This window comes from Roseinatronobacter alkalisoli (genome assembly GCF_028745735.1).
Taxonomy (GTDB): Bacteria; Pseudomonadota; Alphaproteobacteria; order Rhodobacterales; family Rhodobacteraceae; genus Roseinatronobacter; species Roseinatronobacter alkalisoli.
Map to the genome: position 1 here is coordinate 17,962 of NZ_JAQZSM010000023.1, position 24,501 is coordinate 42,462.

General features: G+C 58.3%; 16 protein-coding genes. All 16 read right to left on the bottom strand.

Going from position 1 to position 24,501, the window contains the following annotated elements:
• Window positions 1-22: 22 nt before the first annotated feature.
• Complete coding sequence (locus PUT78_RS18115; protein WP_274353680.1) at window positions 23-970, bottom strand: GNAT family N-acetyltransferase; 948 nt, start codon at window positions 968-970, stop codon at window positions 23-25.
• A gap of 327 nt (window positions 971-1,297) precedes the next feature.
• Window positions 1,298-2,241 (bottom strand): IS630 family transposase gene (locus PUT78_RS18120; protein ID WP_274353681.1). Its coding sequence is split into 2 segments (ribosomal slippage): window positions 1,298-1,903 and window positions 1,906-2,241, totalling 942 coding nucleotides; the frame shifts between segments, so codons are not numbered across the junction.
• A 91-nt stretch (window positions 2,242-2,332) separates the two neighbouring features.
• Window positions 2,333-3,646 carry an NAD(P)/FAD-dependent oxidoreductase gene (locus tag PUT78_RS18125; protein WP_274353682.1) on the bottom strand — a complete coding sequence of 438 codons (1,314 nt, stop codon included), beginning with the start codon at window positions 3,644-3,646 and terminating at the stop codon, window positions 2,333-2,335.
• Window positions 3,647-3,655: 9 nt separating this feature from the next.
• Window positions 3,656-4,537: an ABC transporter permease gene (locus tag PUT78_RS18130; RefSeq protein ID WP_274353683.1), complete on the bottom strand. Its 882-nt coding sequence runs from the start codon at window positions 4,535-4,537 to the stop codon at window positions 3,656-3,658.
• A 28-nt stretch (window positions 4,538-4,565) separates the two neighbouring features.
• Window positions 4,566-5,516: an ABC transporter permease gene (locus PUT78_RS18135; protein ID WP_274353684.1), complete on the bottom strand. Its 951-nt coding sequence runs from the start codon at window positions 5,514-5,516 to the stop codon at window positions 4,566-4,568.
• Window positions 5,517-5,597: 81 nt separating this feature from the next.
• Window positions 5,598-7,262 (bottom strand): peptide ABC transporter substrate-binding protein, encoded by a 1,665-nt coding sequence (locus tag PUT78_RS18140; RefSeq protein WP_274353685.1) that lies wholly within the window; start codon window positions 7,260-7,262, stop codon window positions 5,598-5,600.
• A 39-nt stretch (window positions 7,263-7,301) separates the two neighbouring features.
• Window positions 7,302-8,966, bottom strand: coding sequence for an ABC transporter ATP-binding protein (locus tag PUT78_RS18145; RefSeq protein WP_274353686.1), 1,665 nt, complete (start codon window positions 8,964-8,966; stop codon window positions 7,302-7,304).
• A gap of 261 nt (window positions 8,967-9,227) precedes the next feature.
• Window positions 9,228-9,584: a cupin domain-containing protein gene (locus PUT78_RS18150; RefSeq protein WP_274353687.1), complete on the bottom strand. Its 357-nt coding sequence runs from the start codon at window positions 9,582-9,584 to the stop codon at window positions 9,228-9,230.
• Window positions 9,585-9,733: 149 nt separating this feature from the next.
• Window positions 9,734-11,197: an aldehyde dehydrogenase family protein gene (locus tag PUT78_RS18155; RefSeq protein WP_274353688.1), complete on the bottom strand. Its 1,464-nt coding sequence runs from the start codon at window positions 11,195-11,197 to the stop codon at window positions 9,734-9,736.
• Window positions 11,198-11,285: 88 nt separating this feature from the next.
• Entirely contained in the window at window positions 11,286-13,508 is a 2,223-nt protein-coding gene (locus tag PUT78_RS18160) for an FAD-dependent oxidoreductase (protein WP_274353689.1), read from the bottom strand.
• A 331-nt stretch (window positions 13,509-13,839) separates the two neighbouring features.
• Window positions 13,840-15,177 carry a UDP-N-acetylmuramoyl-tripeptide--D-alanyl-D-alanine ligase gene (locus PUT78_RS18165; protein WP_337994703.1) on the bottom strand — a complete coding sequence of 446 codons (1,338 nt, stop codon included), beginning with the start codon at window positions 15,175-15,177 and terminating at the stop codon, window positions 13,840-13,842.
• 65 nt (window positions 15,178-15,242) lie between these two features.
• The gene (locus tag PUT78_RS18170) at window positions 15,243-16,910 is read right to left on the bottom strand and encodes a glycoside hydrolase family protein (RefSeq protein WP_274353690.1); all 1,668 of its coding nucleotides are present in this window, start codon (window positions 16,908-16,910) and stop codon (window positions 15,243-15,245) included.
• Window positions 16,911-16,946: 36 nt separating this feature from the next.
• Complete coding sequence (locus PUT78_RS18175) at window positions 16,947-18,128, bottom strand: beta-barrel domain-containing protein (protein WP_274353691.1); 1,182 nt, start codon at window positions 18,126-18,128, stop codon at window positions 16,947-16,949.
• Entirely contained in the window at window positions 18,125-20,284 is a 2,160-nt protein-coding gene (locus PUT78_RS18180; protein ID WP_274353692.1) for a type I secretion system permease/ATPase, read from the bottom strand. Before PUT78_RS18180 ends, PUT78_RS18175 begins: the two co-directional genes overlap by 4 nt.
• Window positions 20,281-21,102, bottom strand: coding sequence for a TolC family protein (locus PUT78_RS24005; RefSeq protein WP_476453970.1), 822 nt, complete (start codon window positions 21,100-21,102; stop codon window positions 20,281-20,283). The genes PUT78_RS18180 and PUT78_RS24005 overlap by 4 nt, the downstream gene beginning before the upstream one ends.
• 569 nt (window positions 21,103-21,671) lie before the next feature.
• Window positions 21,672-24,341, bottom strand: coding sequence for a BapA/Bap/LapF family prefix-like domain-containing protein (locus PUT78_RS18190; protein ID WP_274353694.1), 2,670 nt, complete (start codon window positions 24,339-24,341; stop codon window positions 21,672-21,674).
• Window positions 24,342-24,501 lie beyond the last annotated feature (160 nt).

Sequence of the window (24,501 nt, forward strand, 5' to 3'; positions counted from 1 at the left end):
TTGCACCTGATGCGATTGCAGCCTAGCCCAGCGAATGCGCCGCAAGCCCGTAGGTCTGCAGTCCTTCGCTTGCGCGACGGTGCGGACCGACCCGCATTTCGGTCACCGTGTCGAACAATGGCGTTCCCGCAGCATTCATGAACCCGGTCAACAGCTGGCCACTGCATGGTGTGTCCAACCGCAGAAACCCGCCCTGTGCCTGACGCATCAGCTGTGCAGCAATCTGCATCGCCATCTCCTCTGATTCAGCGACCAGCGGGCCGATAACATGCCCCTTGCCGAACCGGCGCATCAGCCCGAAGCCGCAGGGCCGCCCGCTGCGCGTCGCGATCAAACCGCTTGATACGCATGTCAGCGCGTGGATGACTGTGCGACGGTCCGCCCCGAAAGCCTGTGCGTCCATATCCGCAATGGCCGCGGTATCGTCCGCCGTGACAGGGGTCAATTCCATACCTGGCAAGGCATCAAGCTTCGGTACGGCCCCCACGACCCCCTGATGCTGAAAAACAGTCGCAACATCGACAAAACCAGCATTCTTATAAAGCCGATAGCCAGACCGCGTAGCGTTCAGCCGCAGGTCGCGCCCGTCACAATCACGCATGATCCGCCGGAGCAACCAACGCCCACCCCCCTGCGCCTGCAAACGCGGTGGCGTTACCATCATGCCGAGCGTCGCAAAATCATTGCCCATAGGAAAATGCATGGCAGCGCCAACAGGGCGGCCAATCTCATCAAGCGCGATGTAGCCTTGTCCATGATCTATAAGAAATTCCAGATCATTCACGCGATGCGGCCAGAAAACGCTGACCGTAAGTTCGTGCAAATGGGCGCGCAACTGAAGGGAGACCGGTACAATCTGCGCCTGATAGTTGTCTATCCGAAGGGTATCTTCCCCTTCTTCCATCGGCGATATTGCAGGGTTATGGCCTTGCAGCAAATCACCACCCTGACGACCGGCACGATTGTGCATCTGCATCTCTCCCGTTGATCCAGCCCAGTTCTGTTCCGATCTGACCTGTCTGCCCTTTTCCCTGATAGTAGCGTAACTTGCGCGGCAGGTTCACCTGAATCCGCTACGGGATCAGAACAAAATGCCCCTGACATACGACTACAGCGATGGTCACAACTATGGATAATCCTGTCGTAGATTCAACCTTCTGGATGGTCCGGTCTTTATGTGGATTCGCGCGCGGTGCACCCGGGGCGGCAGTTGCAGGCCCATATAATCAGGCTGTTCCACCTGCGCCTTGGTCAACAGTAATATGCTCACGGCTGAACCGGCTAGAGCATTTCAGGTTTACACGGAAGCATAGCCTGCGTTCCTGAGATAGTTGGCGCACTCGTCGGGAGTGAAGCGGTTGAGGATCGTTCCGACGGAGCGCCAGAGCGTGTCGCGCGAGCGGGGAGCGGCGGTGCGTATCCAGTGTTTGAGTTTGGCGAAGGCCTGTTCGATGGGGTTCAGGTCTGGGCTGTATGGCGGCAAGAACAGAAGGTGGGCACTGGCGGCGTGGATCGCTTGCCGCACAGCCTGACTTTTGTGACTCCCGAGATTGTCCATCACGACCACATCGCCAGCGCGCAGGGTCGGAACCAGAATGCGTTCAACATAGGTCCGGAAAATTTCGCCATTTACGGGGCCATCAAAGACCCAAGGCGCATCAATCCGGTCATGGCGCAGGGCGGCGATGAAGGTCGAGGTGTTCCAATGCCCGAAGGGAGCCGCGCCGGGCAAGCGTTCGCCTTTGGGTGCCCAGCCCCGCAGTGGGGCCATGTTTGTCTTTACCCAGGTCTCATCGATGAAGACCAGCCGCGTCGGATCAATGCGCCCCTGATGGCGTTGCCACCTGTCGCGGCGGCGCTTCACGTCCGGGCGCTCGCGCTCGTCGGCGACCATTGTCTTTTTTTGAAGCTGAACCCGCAGCCGCGCAGGAAGCGCCAGACGGTGTCGTGGCTCACCGTGATCCCGCGCCCGGCCAGCATCTCTTGCAGCAGCGCGAGCGTGATATGCGGACAGGCCCGCACCTGATCCAGAAGCCAGTCACGGTGCGGTTCAAGAATGGGGCGCCGATAGCCGCCCATCTGCGCCGGGCTTACCGATCCGGTCTGCGCCACACGCCGCGTCCATTTCACCACGCTTGACGGCGCAACCCCGAACCGCGCGGCAACACTACGGCAACTCGTCCCCGACTGCATCGCTGCGACAACACGTTCCCGAAGGTCGTCTGAATACGGTTTCGTCATCCATGCTGGCCTCCTTCACCAGTATGGATTCTGAATCATATCATGCACAACTTGCGAATCCCCTTTCGATTCAGAAAAAGGCTGAGACGCTCTAGCGCCGCGCGCGCCAGAACGCGAAGCGGTCCTGAAGGCCAAAGCCCCTGATTAGCGCCGGGATGAACCAGGGGGTTCCATTGTAGAAAGGGACCGCCGCAGGTGGGCGGAAATCGAAAACAGTGCGCCCATGCGATTTGTCGCCCATCAGACGCAGCGCGGCATTCCGGCCCAGCCAGGGCGCCCAGACCACGCCCGAGCCGCAAAAGCCGCTGGCATAGACCACGCCGTCGCGCTCGAACAGGCGGGGCAGCATATCGCGGTTCATCGCCACATTTCCGAACCAGCTATGTGCCAGCCGGACATCCTTCAGCTCGGGGAACAGTTCCACCAGCCCGTCACGAAGGCGCAGTGTGGGCGCGACCGGGTCGCCCACCCAACTGCTGTCACGTCCGCCCAGAAGGACGCGCGTGCCGTCTGGCGTCGGGCGGTAGTAGAAGCCCAGCTGCCGGTTCTCGCCCATCATCATGCCCTTCGGCATCAGCCGCGCCATCAGATCGGGCGCCAGTTCTTCCGTCACAATGATCCGGCTGCGTACCGGCACCAGACGGCGGCGCAAAAAGGGCGCCGCGCTGTCTGTATAACCGTTGGTGCAGACCAGAACCTGCTGCGCCGTGATCTTTCCTGCCGCCGAGGTCACCTCAAACCGCGCGCCATCACGCGCGATTGTGCTGACAGGGGTATGCGAATGCACCGCAACGCCTGCGGCCAGCGCCACGCGCAGCAATCCGGCATGAAATTTCGCCGGATGCAGCCCGCCGATATCCTTGCGCACCACACCGCCGCGATAGAAATCCGTGCCGATATAGTCGCGCTGCTCTGCATGGGGGACAGCGTAGGACTCAACGCCCAGCCGCCTGGCCAGCCCTTCGGCACTGCGGGCCATGTCGTCATACTGATCATAGCCCAGTGCGCCGCGAAACAACCCGGTCAGCTTGAAATCGCAGTTGATCCCTTCGTCTTGCAGAAAGTCATACAGGAATTCGCGCGCGCGCTTGCCCTCGGCCTCTATCTCCAATGCGGTCTTTTCACTGAACTTGCGCGTCAGCGTCGCGAAGCTTGGGCGGATACCGCCCGAGGTGATACCGCCATTCCGCGAAGACGCCCCCTCGCCGGGGTTCATTGCATCAAATACCGCGACCGAACGTCCTGCCCGGACCAGTGTCAGCGCGGCCGACAACCCCGCATAACCCGCGCCCAGGATCGCCACATCGACGCTTGACGCAAGGGACTGGTCAGGCGCTGGTCCTACCGGCGCTGCTTCCCACCAGTAGGGTGTTGTTTTCTCGGCTGAACGTGGCTGCGTGTTCACTGGTGCCTCTCAGAGGTTGTCATTGCGAACGTCAAGCGCATCGCGCAGACCGTCGCCGATGAAGTTGAAACTGGTCACGGCAATGGTGATGGCCGCACCGGGGATGATTGCCAGCCAGGGCGCGCTGCCCAGATATTGCTGCGCCCCGTTCAGCATGTTGCCCCAGCTGGGCAGCGGCGGCTGGATACCGTAACCAAGGAAGCTGATATAGGCTTCCAGCAGGATCGCGCGGGCGACAGTCAGGGTTGCCGCAACGATGATCGGCCCCATAGCATTGGGCAGGATTTCACGGAACATGATATGCGCCTGCCCCAGCCCCAGCATACGCCCTGCAAGAACGAATTCACGCTCTTTCAACGAACGTACTTCTGCCTCGACAATGCGCGCCACCTCCATCCAGCCGGTCAGGGCGATGATGATCGTGATCATAATCGGGCTGGGTTTCAGCGCCACCGCCAGCGCCAGCAGCAGAAAGATTGTCGGAAAGGACAGGAACCCATCCACCGTGCGCATCAGCAGCGCATTGAGCCAGCCGCCGCTGTAACCGGCGATCACACCAATCACAGCGCCCAGAAGCGTGGCCAGCAGCATCGCGAAGAAGCCCACCATCAGCGAAATCCGCCCTGCCATGAGCAACCGCGCCGCGATATCGCGCCCCAGCGGATCGGTGCCAAGATAGTAATTCCCGGTGAAGGGCGGGGAAAACCGTGCCCGAAGGTCCACGTAAAGTGAATCGTTTGGCAACAGATAGGGTCCGACGACACAGGCGAATGTCAGCAGGGTGATCATCATCAACCCCAGCAGCGCCAGCTTGTTGCCGAAAAACCGGCGCACGACGCGGCTCTGCCACCAGCGCGTGGGGGGGATGTGGGTTGCCGTTAGCGTGGTCATGGTGATGCCTCTCTCTCTGGGTCTGCGATCAGGCCAGACGAATGCGCGGGTCGACCAACGCCACTACGACATCGGCAATGAAATTGGCGGAAATGGTAAGAATGGCAGAGAACATCAACAGGCCCATTACCACAGGATAGTCGCTGTAACCCAGACTATCGAGGAACAACCGCCCCATGCCCGGCCAGGTGAAGACTGTTTCCGTCACCAGCGCGCCGGTAAGCAGCGAAGGCAGTTGCACCCCTGCCAGCGTGATCATCGGCAAAAGCGCGTTGCCCACGACATGTTTCATGATCACGCGCCGTTCGCGCACGCCCTTGGCGCGGGCTGTCTTGACGAACTCCTGGCTGATCGCATCCAGCGTGGCCGTGCGCATGAAGCGGCTCCAGATCGCGATATGCACCAGCGCCAGCACCACCGAAGGCATGATCAGGTGGTGCAGATAGTTCAGCAACGACCCATCGCCGATGGTGTACATGTTCCCTGCCGGAAGCCAGCCCAGCCGCAGCGAAAAGAAATAGATACCGATCAGCCCGAACCAGAAGGTGGGGATGGACAGCGCGATCATGGCGGCCACCGTTGCGACATAATCAAAGACCGAGTAGCGATGCGTCGCACCGCGAATGCCAATCCATGTGCCGATGGACACCGCGATTACCGTTGCCGAACCCATCAGCAGCAAAGTCGCAGGCACATGCCGTGAAATCACGGTCAGAACCGGGTTTCCGTCACGGAATGATGTGCCCCAGTCGCCCTGAAGCAACCGCCACGCCCAGTCGAAATATTGCACCCAGTGCGGCCGGTCCAACCCCATCTGCGCGGCAATCCGGGTGCGGTCGTCCTGGTTCATGCCGGGGTCAAGCGCGTATTGCGCCAAAGGCCCGCCCGGAATCAGGTTGAGCACCACAAAACCCAGGATCGAAACAATCACCAGCAATATGATACTCTGCGAAAAACGTCTGAGCAGGAATGCAACCATGTTTCCCTCCTTGCGGGACGGTGTGAAGCGGCAGGTCTGTGCTGCCCGCGCGCATCAGGCGCGGGCAGCATACTGTCTGGATCAGGACCAGTACCAACCTGCGGCGTGCCAGGTCTCGCTTCGGGTATTGGTGTTGGGCACGAAACCCTCGATTCCAGCCTTGCGCCCATAAACCTGAGTATAGGCAAAAAGCGGCAGGAAAGGCAGGTCGCTGCGGATGATCTCCTGAATGCGCAGGTAGATTTCACGCCGCTTGTCAGGGTCGAAGGTACGCGCACCTTCTTCCAGCAGGGCATCAACCTCGGTGTTGGAATATTGCCCGGTATTTGACCCCCGCCCGCCTTGTGCCGCAATGGCTGCGGTGTGGAAGCGGTTGCTTACATCCGGGTCAGCAGCGATCAGGAATGTGATGCCCACCATTGCCGTATCGAATTCCGATTGGCCCCAGAAATCCCCCCACATCACAGCGGCAGGCAGGTTTTCGATATTCATCTGCACGCCGATCTCGGCAAAGGTTTGCTGAACGAACTGCTGTGCCTGCTCGCGCAGATGGGCCCCAGTTGTGGTGGAGTTGTTGAACGACAACCGCACCCCGTCCTTGGCGCGAATGCCGTCCGGACCGGGCAGCCAGCCCGCCTCATCCAGAATTTCGCGCGCTTTATCCAGGTTGAACTCATGCGTGGGCAGACCATCATGATAGTAGAAGGACTGCTGCGGCATGAAGGTTTCTGTCGGTTTCGGCAGGCCGTAGTAAAGCACGTCGATGATGGAACCGCGGTCCAGCGCCAGATAGAGCGCCTGCCGCACAGCAGGGTCCTGGAATTGCGGGCGTTCCATATTCAGATAGATCGATTCAACCGAAGGGGTCGACACCAGGTCCACCACCCGGTCGGGCAGGGCGTTGGCCGCCTCATAGTTGTCCTGGGTGATGTAGGACCGGCCAACGATATCGATGTCACCACTCTGAAACTGGGTGAAAAGCACGGTCATATCAGGGATGTAGCGGAAGATCAGTTCTTCGATATATGGCCCTTCGCCAAAATAGTCGGGGTTGGCCTGCAAAACCAGATTGTCGCCAGCTGTGCGCCGCCCCCAGCGGAAGGCACCTGTGCCAACGGGCGCACGGTTGAAGGCCGCCTCATTGGGGTTGCTCTCATTGCTCAGGATATGGGCAGGAACAATGAAGGTCTCTGTCAGGAAGGACAAATAGGGTGCGAAGGGTTCTTCCATCCGCCACGTAACTTCTGTGGGCGAAACAATTTCGATATCGCGGACAAGGTTGTGACCCGTCGTGCGCCAAGAACGGAAGTCGGGATTGACAATCAGCTCCAGCGTGAACTTCACATCATCTGCCGTGAAAGGTTCGCCATCATGCCAGCGCACATCGTCGCGCAGACGGACGCGCCATTCCAGCCCATCTTCCGAAATGCCGCCGTTTTCCAGACTGGGCACCTCGCTTGCCAGATTGGGCACGATAGCGCCATTCTCATTGATACGGAAAAGCGCGTCGAAGATCGAAAAATGGACGTTATCATCCACCTCGATATGCGGCATCAGCGGGTTGAAGACAGTGGGCTCCTGCGACACGCCCACCATGATCCGCCCTGCGGGCGCGTCGGGCGGGGTCTGACCGAAGGCGGGTTTGCCCAGCAGGTTGGGCGCAAGCAGTGCCGCCGCCCCAGCGCCCATCAGGCCCAGGGCATTGCGGCGCGACATGTCCGGAAGTTTAAACGGTTTCTTTGTCATCTGGTCGTCTCCCATGTTGAGGTTTTTGTATTTATGCGGTCAGGGTCCGGCCATTTCCGGTTGAAGCGATTGCACGCTTTCCCCCGGAATGGCGGCCACCAGCTCGCGCGTGTAGGCCGAGCGCGGGTTGGTGAATATCTGCGAAGGTGGTCCCTGTTCGACGATCCGGCCCTTCTGCATGACCGCAATATCGTCACAGATCTGGCTGGCAACGCGCAGATCATGGGTAATGAAAATCATCGAAACGCCAGTCTCACGCTGGATCCGGTCCAGCAGTTCCAGAATCTGGGCCTGAATCGAGACATCAAGCGCTGAAACGGCTTCATCCGCGATCAGCAGTTGTGGTTTGCACATCAATGCCCGGGCGATACCGATACGCTGTCGCTGCCCACCAGAGAATTCATGCGGATACCGGTCATATGCGCCCGGATCGAGGCCAACCTTCTTGAGGAGCGCGCGCGCCTCTTCTCTGGCCTGTCTGGCGGGCATGCCGTGGGCCATCGGCCCCACGGTCAGGATATACCCGATCGTCATACGCGGATTGAGCGAGGCAAAAGGATCCTGAAAGATCATCTGAATCTTTGGCCGAAGCTTGCGAAACTCGCTCTCTGACTGGGTGACAATGTCCTGACCCTCGAACAGGATCTGCCCGGAATCAACTGCCATCAACTTGATCAGCAAACGGCCCAGCGATGATTTGCCCGACCCGCTTTCGCCAACCACACCCAAAGTAGTCCCCGGGGCCAGTTCAAAAGAAACGTCCTGCACGGCAGGCACGACGCGGCGGGTGCGGAACAAAAGACTTCCGCTGGTATATGTCTTGACCAGATTCCTGACCTTCAGCAGCGGCGCTGAATGCGCCGTTTGAAGGGATCTGCGGTCATCGCCCCGCAGATGCGGAACAGCTGCGATCAGGCGTTGCGTATAGGGGTGGTCGGGGGATTTCAGCACCTTTTCCGCACTGCCCTGTTCGACGACGCTACCTTTCTCCATCACGACCACACTGTCAGCGATCTCGGCCACAACGCCAAAGTCATGGGTGATGAACATCACGCTCATGCCCTTGCGGCGCTGGATGTCACGGATCAGCTTCAGGATTTGCGCCTGCGTCGTCACATCCAGTGCGGTGGTGGGTTCATCTGCAATCAGGATCGTGGGTTCCAGCGCTAGTGCCATGGCAATCATGACCCGCTGCCGCTGCCCACCTGACAGGCGAAAAGGATACTGGTGGTACATCAGTTCCGGCTCTGGCAGACCAACCTCTGTCAACAGCTCCATAGCGCGTTCCCTGCGCGATACCTGTGTTCCGAAACCATGCGCTGTCATAGCTTCGTCGATCTGGGCACCCACAGTCATCAGCGGGTTGAGCGCCGAAAGCGGATCCTGAAATATCATCGAGACGACACGGCCGCGCAAACTGCGCAGGGCTTCGGCGTCCATGCCGACAATCTCGCGGTTTTCCAGGGTGATCGACCCGGCGCTGATTTTCATTGCTTTGGGCAAAAGCCCCATCATGGTGTTTGCTGTCACCGATTTTCCGGAACCGGATTCGCCGACCACACAAAGGATCTGTCCACGGTGCAGATCGAATGAAACGCCTTCTATCGCATATCCCCGTTCCATCCCCTTTGGCAGCGCAACCGTAAGGTCGCGAATAGCAAGGGCGATTTCGGGAAAATCCTTGTTTCCGGGTTCGGTATTCATAGTTGCTGCTCCAGCCTGGGCGCGATACCGGGAATGGGGGGCATCGGGTTTACCTCTGCGTCCATTGTGGTTCGCCTCCTTTCAAGAGAAATGAGCCAAGGGCTCGGGCCGCCATTTTCTGAAGCTTGACCCGCCCAGTGCAGGACAATCGTAGATTCTTTGCGCTTCGACGGCAGGATCGTCTGTTGTTCGGCCCAGTTCGGGCATTTCCTTCTGCGCCATGGGCAATGCGCCAATCCGGCACGCCGGGCTGCCGACCGATTATTCGTAAACACAGACATATATTTTCCGCACGGTTTCAATTGTCCGCCAGACACCCACAAAGCCCGGCTTCATGACAAAGCTGTCCCCGGCGCGAAAGGTCCGGGTCTCGCCGCCGCTCTCTTCTATCTCGATCAGACCGGAAAGGATGTGGCAGAACTCAAAGGTCGTACCCTTGATCGAGTGGCTCTCGCCCGGGGTAGCCTCCCACACGCCCGTCAGGATTTTCCCGGATTCAGTTGAATCCTGCGCCCAGGTCTTGAAGGCCGGCGACCCTGAAATCAGCCTGTCGGGCTGGGGCAACGACTCTTTTGGGGCAAAGCCGGGGTCTGTGTCGATAGTGATCAGATTAGACATGGAAGCTCCTGTTGCGCGTGGCCCTCATCTTGTGCAGTCAGTCTGACCCGCGCTTCAAAGTGTTGCGTGCCGAATTCCGCGATCTGGCAGTGGATGATGGCGATGTCACCCGAAGCTGCGGTGGATTCTGCCGGGATGCCAACCCGCCATCAGGCGGATGTAAAGAAACCGAGGATTGACTTGACCTCGAAATACTCAAGCAGTCCCTCGCGCCCGTATTCGCGCCCGTTTCCGGATGTCTTGTAGCCACCAAAAGGCGCATGCGGGTCCCAGGCCGGGTAATTCAGATGCACCTGCCCGGCGCGGATCTGCGATGCGACGTTGCGCACCATCTCCATCTCGCGGCCCTGCACATGGGCACCAAGGCCATAGATCGTGTCATTCGCGATGGCGATGGCCTGTTGCACCGTATCATAGGGAATGATGCACAGGACCGGGCCAAATATCTCTTCCTGAGCGATGCGCATATCCGGGCGCACCTGCGAGAAAACTGTCGGGCGCGCATAGAGACCGGTTTCAAACCCCGCGGGCCGGTCTGGTCCGCCAACGATCAACTGCGCGCCTTCGGATATGCCCACTTTAATCATGGTCTGAATGCGATCAAACTGCGCGCGATTGGCGATGGCACCATGGGTTGTAGCCAGGTCCAGCGGATCACCGACGACAATCTCGCGCGCCGCGCGCGCGGCGATGGCCTCAACCTCGGGCAGCAGGCTACGCGGTACAATCATGCGGGTCGGGGCGCTGCAGGACTGGCCAAGATTACGCATGGCCGCAGCGACGCCCAACGACACGGCCCGCCCCAGATCGGCATCGGGCAGAATGACATTCGGCGACTTGCCACCCAGTTCCTGCGTGACGCGCTTGACGGTATCTGCCGCGGCCTTGGCCACGGCAACCCCCGCGCGGGTTGATCCTGTGATAGAGACCATGTCCACTGCCGGATGCGATGACAGCGCGGCCCCAACCCCCGGACCGTCACCCTGCACAAGGTTGAACACCCCGGCGGGGAAGCCTGCCTTCTCCATCAGTTCGGCAAATAACAGCGCGCTCAGCGGTGCCAGTTCACTGGGTTTCAGTACCACACAGCACCCGGCGGCAAGGGCCGGGGCGACCTTGGCGGTGATCTGATACAGGGGCCAATTCCACGGGGTAATCAACGCACAAACGCCGATCGGCTCGTGGCTGATGGCAGTCGTGCCGCGTTGCTCGACAAAATTGAAATCGGCAAGAACCTCTCGCGCGGTCCTGACATGGGCAATTGCCAGTGGCACCTGCGACGTTTTTGCATATCCCATGGCGGCGCCCATCTCCAGACTCAGGCAATGCGCCAGCAGGTCCGTGCTCTCCTCCATCAGGGTCTCAAGGCGCGCCAGAAGCGTCACGCGCTCTTGGGTCGTGCTCTGCCTCCAGCCTGGAAAAGCATCGGCCGCCGCAGTCACGGCGGCGTCCACATCCTGTGCGTTGCCCAGCGGAATGCGGCACAGCACCTGTTCCCTAGCCGGGTTCACGACATCTGCGAATGTCGTGCCTTGTGGTGCAACCCAGCGGCAATTGATGAAAAACCGGTTCAGATTGTCATTGCGCGTCAGGTGGTCAACAGGGGATGTCATGATGTCTGGCCTTTCTTGGTCGGAACTGGTCGCGGCTTCGCAATGGGATAGCTGGCGCGGGGCAGAAGGCGGGCGTGGCGCGGCACCCCTAACCCTTCCGGAGTGGCAGCCTGACAAATATCTGCCCGCCCCTTTCAGTCGCGGGATGCACCATCAGCGCCCCGCACCCGTCGGGCGCGTGATGTGGCCTGCCATCGCGCAGATCAAACTCTGCGAAATGCAGTGGGCAGACCAGTCGCCCCTCATCTACAAAACCTTCTGACAAGGACGCGACGGCATGCGGGCATTGATCATCGGTGACATATATCTGCCCGCCCTGCCGCGTTGCACATAACGCCCCGCGCGCGGGATGCTCGATGCGCTGTATCTCGCCCTCGACCAGTTGCGCAGCGGGACACAGCAGGTGTTCGGCGCGCAGCGTTTCAACGGCAGCAAGCTGGGCGGCAGGCGCGCGGTCGCGCGTATCGAAGCGGCGCGCAAACCGATGAATGGCCGCGGGTGTGTCGATACCGATCGCAAAATCGCCGAAGTCCCAGAACTGGCCCGATTGCGCCACCACCGGCGCATCCGGATCCGGTCCGCCGACGATCTGCACACGTCGGCCGAACTGCTCTGACCAGAAGCGCAGCGGTTCTTGCGGGGGAACCGGCAGGCCCAGAATACGCCGCGCTGCGCGTTCAGCCTGCTGATCAGCATTCTGCCAGCTTTCGATCCGCCCGGCTGGCTGGCGGGATACATCACCTATGGCATAGACACCATCATGCGCGGTTTTCCCGTCCCTATCGGTCAGAATACCATTCTCACAGGCAATCCCTGCGCGCCGGGCAAGACCGTCATTGGCCACCATACCAGTGGCCACAAGCAGATGATCGCCCGTCAGTTCCGTGCCCCCGATCTGGCAAATCACGCCGGATTCAGTTTCCTGAAAGCCGGGACTGACCCCGAAACAAAGCGTCACGCCATGCGCGCGATGCAAGGCGGCCAGCGCATCCGAAACAGCCTTGGGCAGAACACGCGGCGCCAATGTGGCGGAACGCGCGAATAGCGACACCTGCGCCCCGGCCATACATGCAGCCGCAGCAATTTCCATCCCGATCCAGCCACCACCCAGAACGAACAGCCGCGCCCCCGGACGCAACACGCCAGCCAGACGTTCGGCATCATCGCGGGTGCGCAGTTCATGGACCCTGCCATATCCGCGGTTCAGCCCCGGCACGCGGCGGGCCGCACCGCCCGTCGCCAGAATCAGCGTGCCGAAATCCGTAACGCCACCATCCGCCGTTTCTACCTGTCGCGCCGTCAGGTCTATCGCCTCGACCGGGGTGGCCAGATCCAGCGCGATGCCCGCCTGCGCCACCTGTTGCGCACTCAACAGTGGCGGTACGTCTGCATCTGCATCCAGAACTTGCTTGGACAATGGCGGACGTTCATAGGGCAGATGGCGTTCAGCCGCATATATCCGGATCGCACCGGCATAGCCCAGCCTGCGCAATGCACGCGCCGCCGTCATACCGGCCTGCCCGCCACCGACAATCACCACAGGCGCAGTGCCCCGCCCGTCTGCCGTCGCATCCAGCGGCGCCGCGACCTGCAGCGGTCCTTCGTCGATCACCTCGCAATAGATGCCGAAATTCCGTTCGAACCTGTGCACCAGCGTCCGCAGGACGTCCGGATCCTCGGGCAACGCGCCGACCGGCAAGGTCGTGAACCCACAACGTCCGCAAGGCACCGTGCCGCGCAACCGCAGCCCGCCGAGTCTGAATTCCCGCCCCAACAACCCGTATTCGGGTACATCACCGGGCAGGTCCGGCAGATCAACCAGCAAATTGGGCCGGAAGCGGCGCACATCAATCGCGCTTTCGGGAATCAGACTGCGCAGCGCAGCCATCGCCTGCAGACTAAGCAGATGCAGCGGCGCAACTTTGTAGCGTGGTTCAGCAGATTCCCCATAAGCGCGCAGATCAACCGGCCTGCCCAGAACCTGCGCCACTTCTGCGCCCATCTTCGGGTCATCGGCGGGTGCCCAGACCACACCATCGGCTGACAGCTCAAGACCGGCTGCGCCTATTCGCGCAGAAAGCTGCGGGGCGGTGTTCCAGCGCGCATCGCGCGCCGGATAGATATGCGCCCCGCTCTCGCGGTCGAAGAACCCGAAATTGCGATCTCCGCGCAGACCGCCGGGGTCAAGGATCGCTTGATCAAGCTGTTCTCCGCCCAGCGAACTGACGGGATAGCGCCATATTTCAACCAACCGTCCCCGGATCATCGCGTCCACCCCATCCCGCAGCAAAGGTCCTGCGCTGTTCCACATCCGGCACAATCCCCAGCAAGCTTGTTGAGTCCGCGCGCCGGATATACGTCAGGCTATAGCAACAGACCCGCAGTGACCTGCCGAAAATCCACAGATCGCAGAAGGATGATGCTTTGATACGGTGGCCCGGCGGCACAATATGATACGGTATCAGATCGGATCTATTTCAACTTGGGTGATGGGACGCCGGTTTTGGCTCAGACAAATGAAGGGGCGTTGTACGACAACACCCATTCCTGCTGCCGGATATGCCTCGGGTTAAAGCTGAAACGCTTTGATGAACATCCGCCGGTAAGTTTCCGCGCTACCATTTGACTGCGGGATCAAACGCCTACCGATACCGTTCCATGAACCGGAAAAGGCCAGTGCTGTTTGATCCTTTTACCATGATCAGGTCCCCCGGATCGATCATTGCACTGAATTTCTGACGCAGCTCTGCCAGCCCGATACATGCGAAACGTGTGTCCTGCGATACGGTATCGAACACGGGCATGAATTCGTCACCCAGAAGCCAAACCTGATCAATCGCCTGATTCCGCAAATCCATCAAAAGCTTCCTGTGATGCTCTTCCCCCTCCTCGCCAAGCTCCGCCATTTGTCCAAGAATCGCGATGCGACGACCGGTGCATGGCATCATAGCCAACTCATCAAGCGCGGCGCGCATTGATGCCGGATTAGCATTATATGAATGATCCAGAATATGCGCTGCGCCGTTTGCGCCGGGGTATGTCAGCGTCTGGCCGCGTCCGGGCAACGGGGCAAAGCTATTTAACTGTTCCATCAGAACTGCGACAGGCTGATGCAAGGCTCTCAATGCACCGGCAATGGCCATCGCATTCTGCACCGCATACTCGCCATGACCAACCAATGGCACGACACAGCGGTCACCCTGAACATCCAGCGATATGGAATTTTCGCATGCCGATATCTCGATTGGCCGGATATCGACCCCGGGGCCTGTCCCGTACAGCAACACTTGCAGCCCGCGCGACGCTGCCACCTGCTGTACCAGTTCACTCTGTTCCATATCGGCATTGATGACAGCGACGCCATCTGCGGGCATTGACGAAAATATCTGTGCCTTTCGTCTTGCGATTGTCTGGACATCTTTATGATAAATCAGATGCGCGGGGTGAATGTTTGTAAAGACAGCAACATCCGGCTGCGCAATTTTACTGTTTGACAACATCTGCCCAATTGCCATTTCCAGAACGCAATATGAAACTGTCTCTGGTACGCAGCATAGATTCCAGGAAATCCCTCGTGCCATATTGGCACCAAAGCGTGTGGCATACACACTTCCTGCACCCTGCAAGCAGTGTGCGATCATCGCTGTGACGCTGGTCTTGCCTGCACTTCCCGTCACACCGACAACGCGCGCCCGAATTCTCCGGCGTGCGTCTGCCGCCAATGCAAACAATGCCTCTTGTTGGCTTGGAACCATCAGAACTGACTGCGCATCAGAGAAATCGCCGCTCGCGGCGTCGATGATTGCCATTGACGGGTTGGGTGCCTCACTTTTCAGAACCTGCGGCGGGATTCCGAAGTCACCTTTCGCCATCCGTAGAAAAACCATTTCACCGGGGCGGTATGTGGGTGCGTAAACTGATACGCCGCTCACAACCAAATCCGGATCTGGTGCAACACGCCATTCCGCACCCTTGATCATCCCCTTGATATCTTCAGCGCGCCATTTCAATGATCTGCCCCTTGTATGAGAACACCTGCGACGGCCTACTTGCCGACCATAGATGCAAATGCTTCACGATCGTCGAGATAGTCCCGATACGCGATAAGCCCCGAAAGATAGTGTTCGACATCATCGATGCGCACCCGAAATCCGTGGTGTCTGATGAAGAAGCTGCCCATGATCCGTTCAGGATTGCGGAAATGCATCGCGACTTCAGGAAAGAAAACACCATTCGCCAGATATTGCGCGCGCGCTTCCATGGCGTTGACGAAGGAAGGCAGATTAAGCCCTTCAAGACAGGGGCGCAAAGCAGGATCTTCCAAAGCTTGCCGGATCAGAAGCCGCGTTGCGCAGCATAGTTCAAGCAGTGTCGGGAATGTCGTGATCCTGCCCGCGATAAAACCCAGATAATCCTTCACATTACGCACTGCAAACCGGACATATTCCGGATCCGGGTCGTGTCGCAAAAGCTCGGCCATGCAGTATGCAAGCCAGTGATCGTTATATTGCCAATAGTCTTTCTCTATGAACTGCGCGACTGCCTGACGCACCGCTTCCAGCCAACGCGCGTCACCCGTGATTTCATGAAGGCGCACCAGCGCGAATGCTGCCTCGCCATCGTAATAGACTGTCCGTCTTTGTTGCTTTAGTTCCAAGCTGTCAGCGTGCAGCACATGATTGAAACTTCCGTCGGCGCGTTTCATCGACAGTATACCCTCGCCCAGGCGTTCAGCGAGTGGAATATATTGTCTGTCACCGGTCGTTTGTGCATGTTTGCAGATTGCAAGAATTGCGACCGCATTGCCCCCAAGTTTTATTTCATTCGCAAGGTCAACAAGATAGGCAGGACCAGTTGGCCCAAGTGGCTGAATAATCCGCTTGGTTGCAAGATGATGCAACGAGCGTTCAATCGATGCGCGCAGGGTTTCAGTGCGAAGCAGGCCATAGGCCTCGGACAGGGCGTAGGTGCTGCTGGCATGACGCAGAGTATTGTAGTGATCAATCGGGCGATCAAAGCAGGGAAACCAGCCATAGTTGAAGGTGCCATCAGTATTCACTTCATTTGCCAGATAGCGCGCGCCGTCACGGATCACGCTTTCAAGCTGCGGCGGTTCATTCATGTTGAAGGTTCTGCGTCCGGCATTCGGCCCTGTGGGCAGGAGTCGGGTTACGACGTCATCATTCTTCTCTCTGAACAGGCCTTCGGACGTGAACAAATAAATCATGTCGGAAGGTGCAGGCATCTGCACAGCTTCGGCAAACCGCCGCTTCCAATAAACTTTCAAATTGTTCAGGTTCACCTCGCAATGTGGGACTTTGGCACCGCGATAAAGCAAGGCATTCGCATTGATTTCGGCCTCTGTCAGCGCCCGGTTGAACGCGGCATCGAAGGACAGGCCCTTGCGACTGTAATTCCGCTTCACTACCTGAAGGGCCTTGACGTAGTCACCGTAGGGCATGGCGCGCACGGATGCGACCCAGTCCAGCCGCAGAAACTTTGCAGACCGCTGGGGCTTCAGATGCGCGCGCGTAAGCTGGTGCTTCAAGTCCTGAAAATCATTTGCTGTTATTGTGGTGACCCGCGCGCGTTCCTGGCCATTCGATGATGATAGAAACACCACATATCGAGGATAGGGCGCCGGCAGGACAGTTATGCGCTCTTCCAGTTCCTCCAGAATCTTTCTGAAAGATGTGTTAGTCGTTGTGTCCATTCCGACTGTCCTGCAATTCCATGGGTGGGTTGTGCATTATCGCTCGCGCAATGCCTCTGCCGCGCGGTTCAGTGGTTTGATCAGATATTGCAGCACCGTTTTGGAACCGGTGTGAATATCAACCGCGGTCACCATTCCCGGTGTGACGGGAAAAGACTGGCCCGCACTGTTGACCAGCTCAAAGCGCTCGCTGCGGACAAATACCCGATAATACAGTCGCTGTGGGTCACTCTCATCCCGGATTGATGCGGGCGAAATCGACATGACTTCACCTTCCAATGACCCATAGACCGCATGATCATAGGCCGTCACCTTGACCGTCGCGCGTAGTCCGGGGCGGATGAACGCAATGTCGCGCGGCTGGACACGCGCCTCGACCAGCAGTTCATCATCAAGTGGCACGATGGTCATCAACTGCCCGTTTGGCGGCACCGCCCCGCCGACTGTTGTAATGGCAATGTCCTTCACGATGCCGCGCACGGGCGAGCGCAGCGTCACACGCCGGAGCTGATCAAGCCGCCCCCGGAGTTCGGCCTGAAGCGCCTCTGCTTCGGCGCGCGCTACACTCAGGCCTTCGCGCGCAACGACATAATAGTCATGTCGGACGTCATCTTCGCGTATATTGAGGTCCACGATCTGACGATTGAGCCGCACCAGTTCCATCCGCGAGGATGCACCAAGTTCGGAAAGGCGGGTCATCGTCGCCAGTTCCTCCTGCAACAATACGCGCGATTCCTCGATCAGTTCGATGGCGGACAGGAAGCTCTGGCGGCGCGCTTCATAAAGCGCTGTTTCCAACACGATCAGTTCCTCTGGAATTTCTTGATCCGCTGGAAAACTCAATGGTCGATCAGACACTTCGGCTGCCAAACGCTCTATCCGGGCAAGGCGAGCAAAGAGTTTGGCCCTTGTTTCATCAACCGAAGCTTCAAGCCGCGCCGGATCCAGTCGGACCAGAACCTCATTTGCCTCTACCACCTGATCCGCACGCACATGCAATTCACTGACAAGCCCGCCTTCAAGGGACTGGATCACTTGTTCGTTCTGAAACGGAATAACAACGCCATCCGCAGTGGTGACTTCATCAAGGGTTGCGAAATAGGCCCACAAGAACCCTGCTGCAAAAAGAAAAGCGACAAGCCATATAATCCGCCTCTGGTGCCGTTCGTCAGGCTCATCGCCATGAAGCAAATTCTCCTGGTCGCTGATCAGCGTCATTTTCTGGCCCCACGCATTTTTGCCAGCACCTCTTCGCGTGGACCGTCAAGAATGATCTGGCCCTTGTCCAGAACGATCAGCCGGTCAACAAGTTGAAGAATCCGGTGCCTGTGCGTGGCCACTATCAACGTGCGCCCGATTGCCACTTTCCGCAATTCGTCGATAAAACCTTTCTCGGTTGTATCATCCATTGACGATGTAGGCTCGTCCAGCAGCAGGACGGAGGGGCGCCTCAACATCAGTCTTGCCAACAGGATCGACTGTTTTTGTCCACCGGAAAGCCCGGTCCCGCCTTCCAATACCTGATAATCCCAACCGTTTTCAAAACAACTCAGAAATGCCGCACCGCCCGCCACGTCCAGCGCCGCGAGAAGCTCTTTTTCAGTTGCATTCGGGTTTCCCAACATCAGGTTGTCGCGCAAGGTTCCATAGAACAGCCGCGCATTTTGCGACAGATAGGAGATATCACGCCGCAAATCAGCCGGATCGATTGCATCAATTGGCAACGAGTCTACGCGGATTTGCCCCGATTCCGGGAACAGCTGGCCTGACAAGGCTTGCAACAAAGTTGATTTCCCGGCACCGTTCCGGCCAACCAGACCGATCCGCTCTCCGGCCTTGATATGCAGTCGCTTTACGGACAAGGCAGAGGACGTGGCCGCCTGATACTTCAGGGCAACATCTTCGAAAACGTAGCTGCCACTTAATCTTGCGCAACTGACGCGGGTTTCCTCGGAAGGGTGGTCAATGGGCATCTGCATGATCTTCTTCAGCCCTTGCGCCCCGATACGGGCTTGCTGCCATCGCGACAGAACTGCGGAAACCTGACTCATCGGGGCAATCATGCGGGACCCGAGGATGGAAGCCCCGACCAGCGTACCGGTCGTGATTTCGCCGTTCATCACCATCGGGGCACCTATGGCGACGGTTACAGCATAGACACTTTGCTGAACAACCTGTGTCCACGACGTCAGCCCCCCTATCAGACGGCGCTCCGATGACTGGGCGCCGGCTGTCGATACAGAGGTCTGCTGCCAGATATGTTCAAACCGATCCTCTGCCTGCAGTGCCTTGATATCCTCGATGCCCTGTATTGTTTCGACAAGGATCGCGTTGCGCAGCGCTGCCTCGCGTTGGGCAGATTGCGCCGCTTTCTTCAGCTTGGACTGCATCAATAGTCCCGGCAGAACAATTGCAACCAACGCGCAGATCGGAATAAGGACCAGGGATCCAGCGATCACCCAGAAAATCCCGCAGAACAATATGAAGAATGGCAGATCCATTATAACACCGACCGATGTAGACGTCATTGCGTCGCGCATCGTATCAATGTCGCGAATCTGCGCGATGAAGCTGCCGGTCGATTTGGGTTTATGATCATTGCGCACACGCAGCGCACGCCCGAACACTGTCTCGGAAAGGCGCAGCCCTGCCTTGCGGCCCAGAACATCCAGCAGCACAATTCGAGAATGCTTTAAGAAGAATTCAAAAGAATACGCCAGTATCACGCCGATGAACAGCACAGCCAGTGTCGGATAAGACTGCGCCGGAATGACGCGGTCATAGACCTGTATCGAGAAGATGATACCCGCAAGGCCAAGAGAATTGATCATGAAAGATGCAATAATCACGGTCCAATAGGGCGTCAGTGACGGAAACAGCGTTTTGCGCAGCCAATTGTCACTGACAGGTGCGATATACGTGTCAACGCGGGTATCCGACAGGTTCCGCAAGGGCCGCACCAGAAAGAAGCGGCTGTCGGTGGAAATGATCTCACTTGCGGGCTTCTCGTTCCGATGGAACTGGTCACCCTCAAACCGCGAGAAACTTACGATCCCGGCCCTTGATATGCTATCTATGACCAGAACGTCGTTAAATTCGGTTATCACAAGAATTGGCGGATGCAGTGCATCAAACTTTGTGAGTTCCGGCCTGGCGGGGTGCAGGCTTAGGCCCATGCGTTCAGCAATGCTGTTCAGACCGATTGTACTGCCCCGGTTGTCGTCCCATCTCAGGGCAATCCGGACCGATTCCTGCGAGTAGTTCAGTCCATATCGGCTGGCAACGGACCGCAGCGCTGACAGCACTGTCTGATTGTCAGACGGGGATTTCTCTGAAGCGTCAACACCTGAGGGCTTTACCAGTTCGGGTTTCATTGCCGCAACGCCAATCCAAAGAGCAACTTGTCCTCTATCCCGACAAACCGTCGAAGCTGGCCTCTTACCGACATACAGTTAATCGCTGACATGCGTATGTCCAGGCGCGCCAGTTCTGTATCAAGAAGTGTCTGATGGTATTCCTCTTCAACACTCAGCACATCGTCAATCGACTTGGTATCAAGTTCAAGAAACTGCTGAAGATAGAGGGCACGGGTGTCATCCAGCATCGCAGATTGCGCTTTAAGCGCTTCGGCAAGAACCCGTTGTGAAGACGCCGTATCTTGAAGTCCTTCTACACTGCGTTGCGCCCTTTGCCGCTCTCCGGTAAGCGCCGCCTCGGCGGCAGCGGCATTGCGCGATGTTGCATCGCGCCTGGCCCGGTTGGCACCACCGCTGAGCATCGACGTATCGACACGCAAGGCCAGACGTGTGTCAGCTGCCTTGGGCAGATTTGAAAACTCATGGCTGGAGCTGGCCTCCACTGACAACGACGGCATCCTTGCGGATTGCGCGTTTTGCGCGTCAAGTTGGGCGACGGCTGCATCGATCTGGGCCTTTTTGACATTGATGACAGTATTAAGTTCCAGCGGCGCTGGCCCACAGTTGAGACGGCTCATGTTGATATCCGAAATGGCCGAACCGATCGCGGTTCCGGCCTCTGCTTCAATCTCTCGCCGCTTGCTCGCGATAGCCAGTTCGGCACGAAGCACAATCGTTTCGGCCGTCTGGACCCGTCGTTGAGCCTCGATCAGGCTTCCGCTGGTCGTTACGCCTTCCTGAATCCGGCTTTCAACGTGATTGCGCAATTCGATCATCCTTGCCAACCTGTCGCGCCCAAGTGCGAGTTGCAGGCGCTGGCTCTCATACTCTGCCAACAATCGAAAAATGTCTGTCAGACTATCGTCAACGGATGTCAGGAAATCCAGATGTGCCTTCTGTGCAAGCAGCACTTGCCGGGCTACCCCGCGTTCCGTGCGTCCAAAGTCATACAGGAGTTGGGAACCGGTGAACCGCAATTGTGGACTTGCCCCACCATTTCCAGCAAGTTCGGACACGACACTGGCTGACACCTGCGGAAAATACAGCGATTGTTTTTCTTCGACATTGGCAAATTCCTGCCTGACGCGTTCTGCGGCCCTGGTCACTCTGGGCTGACTGCGAAGTGCTGAAACGACAATCAGCGGAACTCCTGAAGCGCCTGCCGTCGTAACAGCAATATCCTCTGCCTGCGTTCGGTGCGTATCCTGGCGTTCCAGTTCAGGAGATATTGCGATCAATTCTGACGGGGATTTTTTATCACATCCCACAACAGCAATAAGGGCAAGGAAACCGCAGGCAAGGCCTGCGGTTACCGACATTTTATATGGAGTAACTGCGCTCAATTTTATACCAAGCTGTTACCCAGGAGTCCTTCCTCGAGTTCGTTCAGTGTGTGTGTCACGCCGACCAATGTAACCAACGTCTCGAAATTGCCCTCCCCACCCGGATCGACAGCGATCAGTGTATTGCCGTCAACTTCGGAAACGGAGACAAACAACTCAAGCGTCTCTGGTGTGGCATCGGGTATCAGACCGGAGAGATCCACTGCGTCGCCTTCCTCAAGGTTGAAGTTGAGAATGGTATCATTCCCGCCTCCCTCCTCCAGGAATTCATAGGTCACAACGTCCGGGCCCTCTCCGAACACATACTCCTCTCCGCCATCGCTATCCTCGACACCCGCGACGCTGGAAAACTCCATCGCCATGCCTTCAGCTAGCGGAGTGGCTTCAGCCTCGATGTCGAAATCAAGCGATATCGCAAGAGTCGCGGTGTCAAATGCGCCACCGGGTGCAGTGATTGTGTATTCGAAGCTGTCCACATCGCCATACTCGCCTGTGAAGGTGTCATTGACGACATAGGTGTAGCTGCCGTCGGGATTGATGGTCAGTACCCCGAATGCGCCTACAATTTCGGTCCCACCAGCCTCGATTACAACGCCGTCGACCTCGGAAACAACTGTTCCTGCAGGGGCAGTATCCGCGCCATCACCGCCGTCACCATCGATGACGTTCCCGGAAACAGAACCACTCACTTCGACAGGTGGCCGGAAGTCAATCTCCACATTTGCTGTCGTTTCGACCCCAATTGTCGTGAGGGCACCCAGATCCAGCAACCCGCCATCGTTACCGACAACAATGTGATAGGTTGCGCCACCCGTCAGCGGTGGAAGATCCAATGGAGAGCCTGACCAGCTGCCAAGTAACCCAAGTATTCCAGGGTTGTATTCAAGCCAGTCAGTCGCGGTGAACACCAGCGTAGCTTCACTACTGCCCGCCTCTTGTCGGAAAACATAGAGGTCAAGATCATTATTGCCCGTCAGACTGACCCCGAGCAACTCGTTGCCGCCACCTGTCAGGGTGATATCCCGGATTGTATTTTCCGCGACATCCAAAGTGAAGGCAGTGCTGGACGACAGCACTGAAACCTCGACCGTGCCCCCCAGCGCGCCAAGGCTCAACAGGCTGCCAACCGTGCCGGTTTCTTGTTCAAGATCTGACTGTGTCGGCGTGACCTGCAGTTCAACAGATGCCTGATCATCAACAGCTTCAACATCGGCGTCTGCGTCCGCATCGGCATCGGCATCAGCATCGGCGTCTGCATCAGCGTCCGCATCGGCGTCTGCATCAGCGTCTGCATCAGCATCAGCATCAGCGTCTGCGTCCGCATCGGCATCGGCGTCTGCATCCGCGTCGGCATCAGCATCAGCATCAGCATCAGCGTCTGCATCGGCATCGGCGTCCGCATCTGCGTCCGCATCGGCATCAGCATCAGCGTCTGCATCGGCATCCGCATCCGCGTCAGCATCGGCGTCTGCATCGGCGTCTGCATCAGCATCGGCATCGGCATCGGCATCGGCATCGGCATCCGCATCCGCGTCAGCATCGGCGTCTGCATCTGCATCAGCGTCTGCATCCGCATCAGCATCAGCATCGGCGTCTGCATCAGCATCAGCATCAGCATCTGCGTCTGCATCCGCATCGGCATCTGCGTCCGCATCAGCGTCGGCATCAGCATCAGCATCTGCGTCAGCGTCTGCGTCCGCATCGGCGTCTGCATCCGCGTCGGCATCAGCATCAGCATCAGCGTCTGCATCGGCATCGGCATCGGCATCGGCGTCCGCATCTGCGTCTGCGTCCGCATCGGCATCGGCATCGGCGTCCGCATCGGCGTCTGCATCAGCGTCTGCGTCCGCATCAGCGTCTGCATCTGCATCTGCATCAGCATCGGCATCGGCATCGGCATCGGCATCGGCATCGGCATCCGCATCCGCATCCGCATCCGCATCCGCATCCGCATCCGCATCCGCATCCGCATCCGCATCCGCATCGGCATCCGCATCCGCATCCGCATCCGCATCCGCATCCGCATCGGCGTCTGCATCCGCATCAGCATCGGCATCGGCATCGGCATCGGCATCAGCGTCTGCGTCTGCGTCCGCATCGGCATCTGCATCAGCGTCCGCATCGGCATCGGCATCGGCATCGGCATCGGCATCGGCGTCTGCATCAGCATCAGCATCAGCATCTGCGTCTGCATCCGCATCAGCGTCGGCGTCAGCGTCAGCGTCCGCATCGGCATCGGCATCGGCGTCTGCGTCCGCATCCGAGTCATCACTGCCGCCGCCTGCGAGTCCCGCCGCAGCGCCCAGGCCCCCGAGGACCCCGAGCAGCCCCAGCGCACCGATAGCGCTTCCATCCGCTGCGGAAGCCTCAACCAGGTGAAGAAGCAACGGGTCATCGCCACCCCCCCGAACCTCACTCAATCGAAGGACGGTGCCGTCATCATCAACGAAGAAAACTTCGATATTATCTTCATTAAGAAAATAGTTTTCGATTCGAAACGTTTGACCGTTTGACAAGCCTACAACGAGATCATTCCCAATCCGCGACACTGTCGTGATGGAATCGGCGTCAGCCCGAACGATAACATCGCCCTGACCACGCACTTCTACGTTGAACACGTTGCCTTGTGCGTCAATGGATACTGTTTCGGGGGTTCTGGTCGAAATGCTCATCAGGCCTTATCCTTTGCAAAACACGCTCAAGGTAGCATGCAGATTTAGACTGCACAACTTAAAGTTGCATCCAGTTGGTTTGTTTTTTCATACCAGTTTTGGAGATTCTGAATACGCATCCGCCCGCCTGTTCTGTGACGGAATTGTGCCCCTGGGCGCA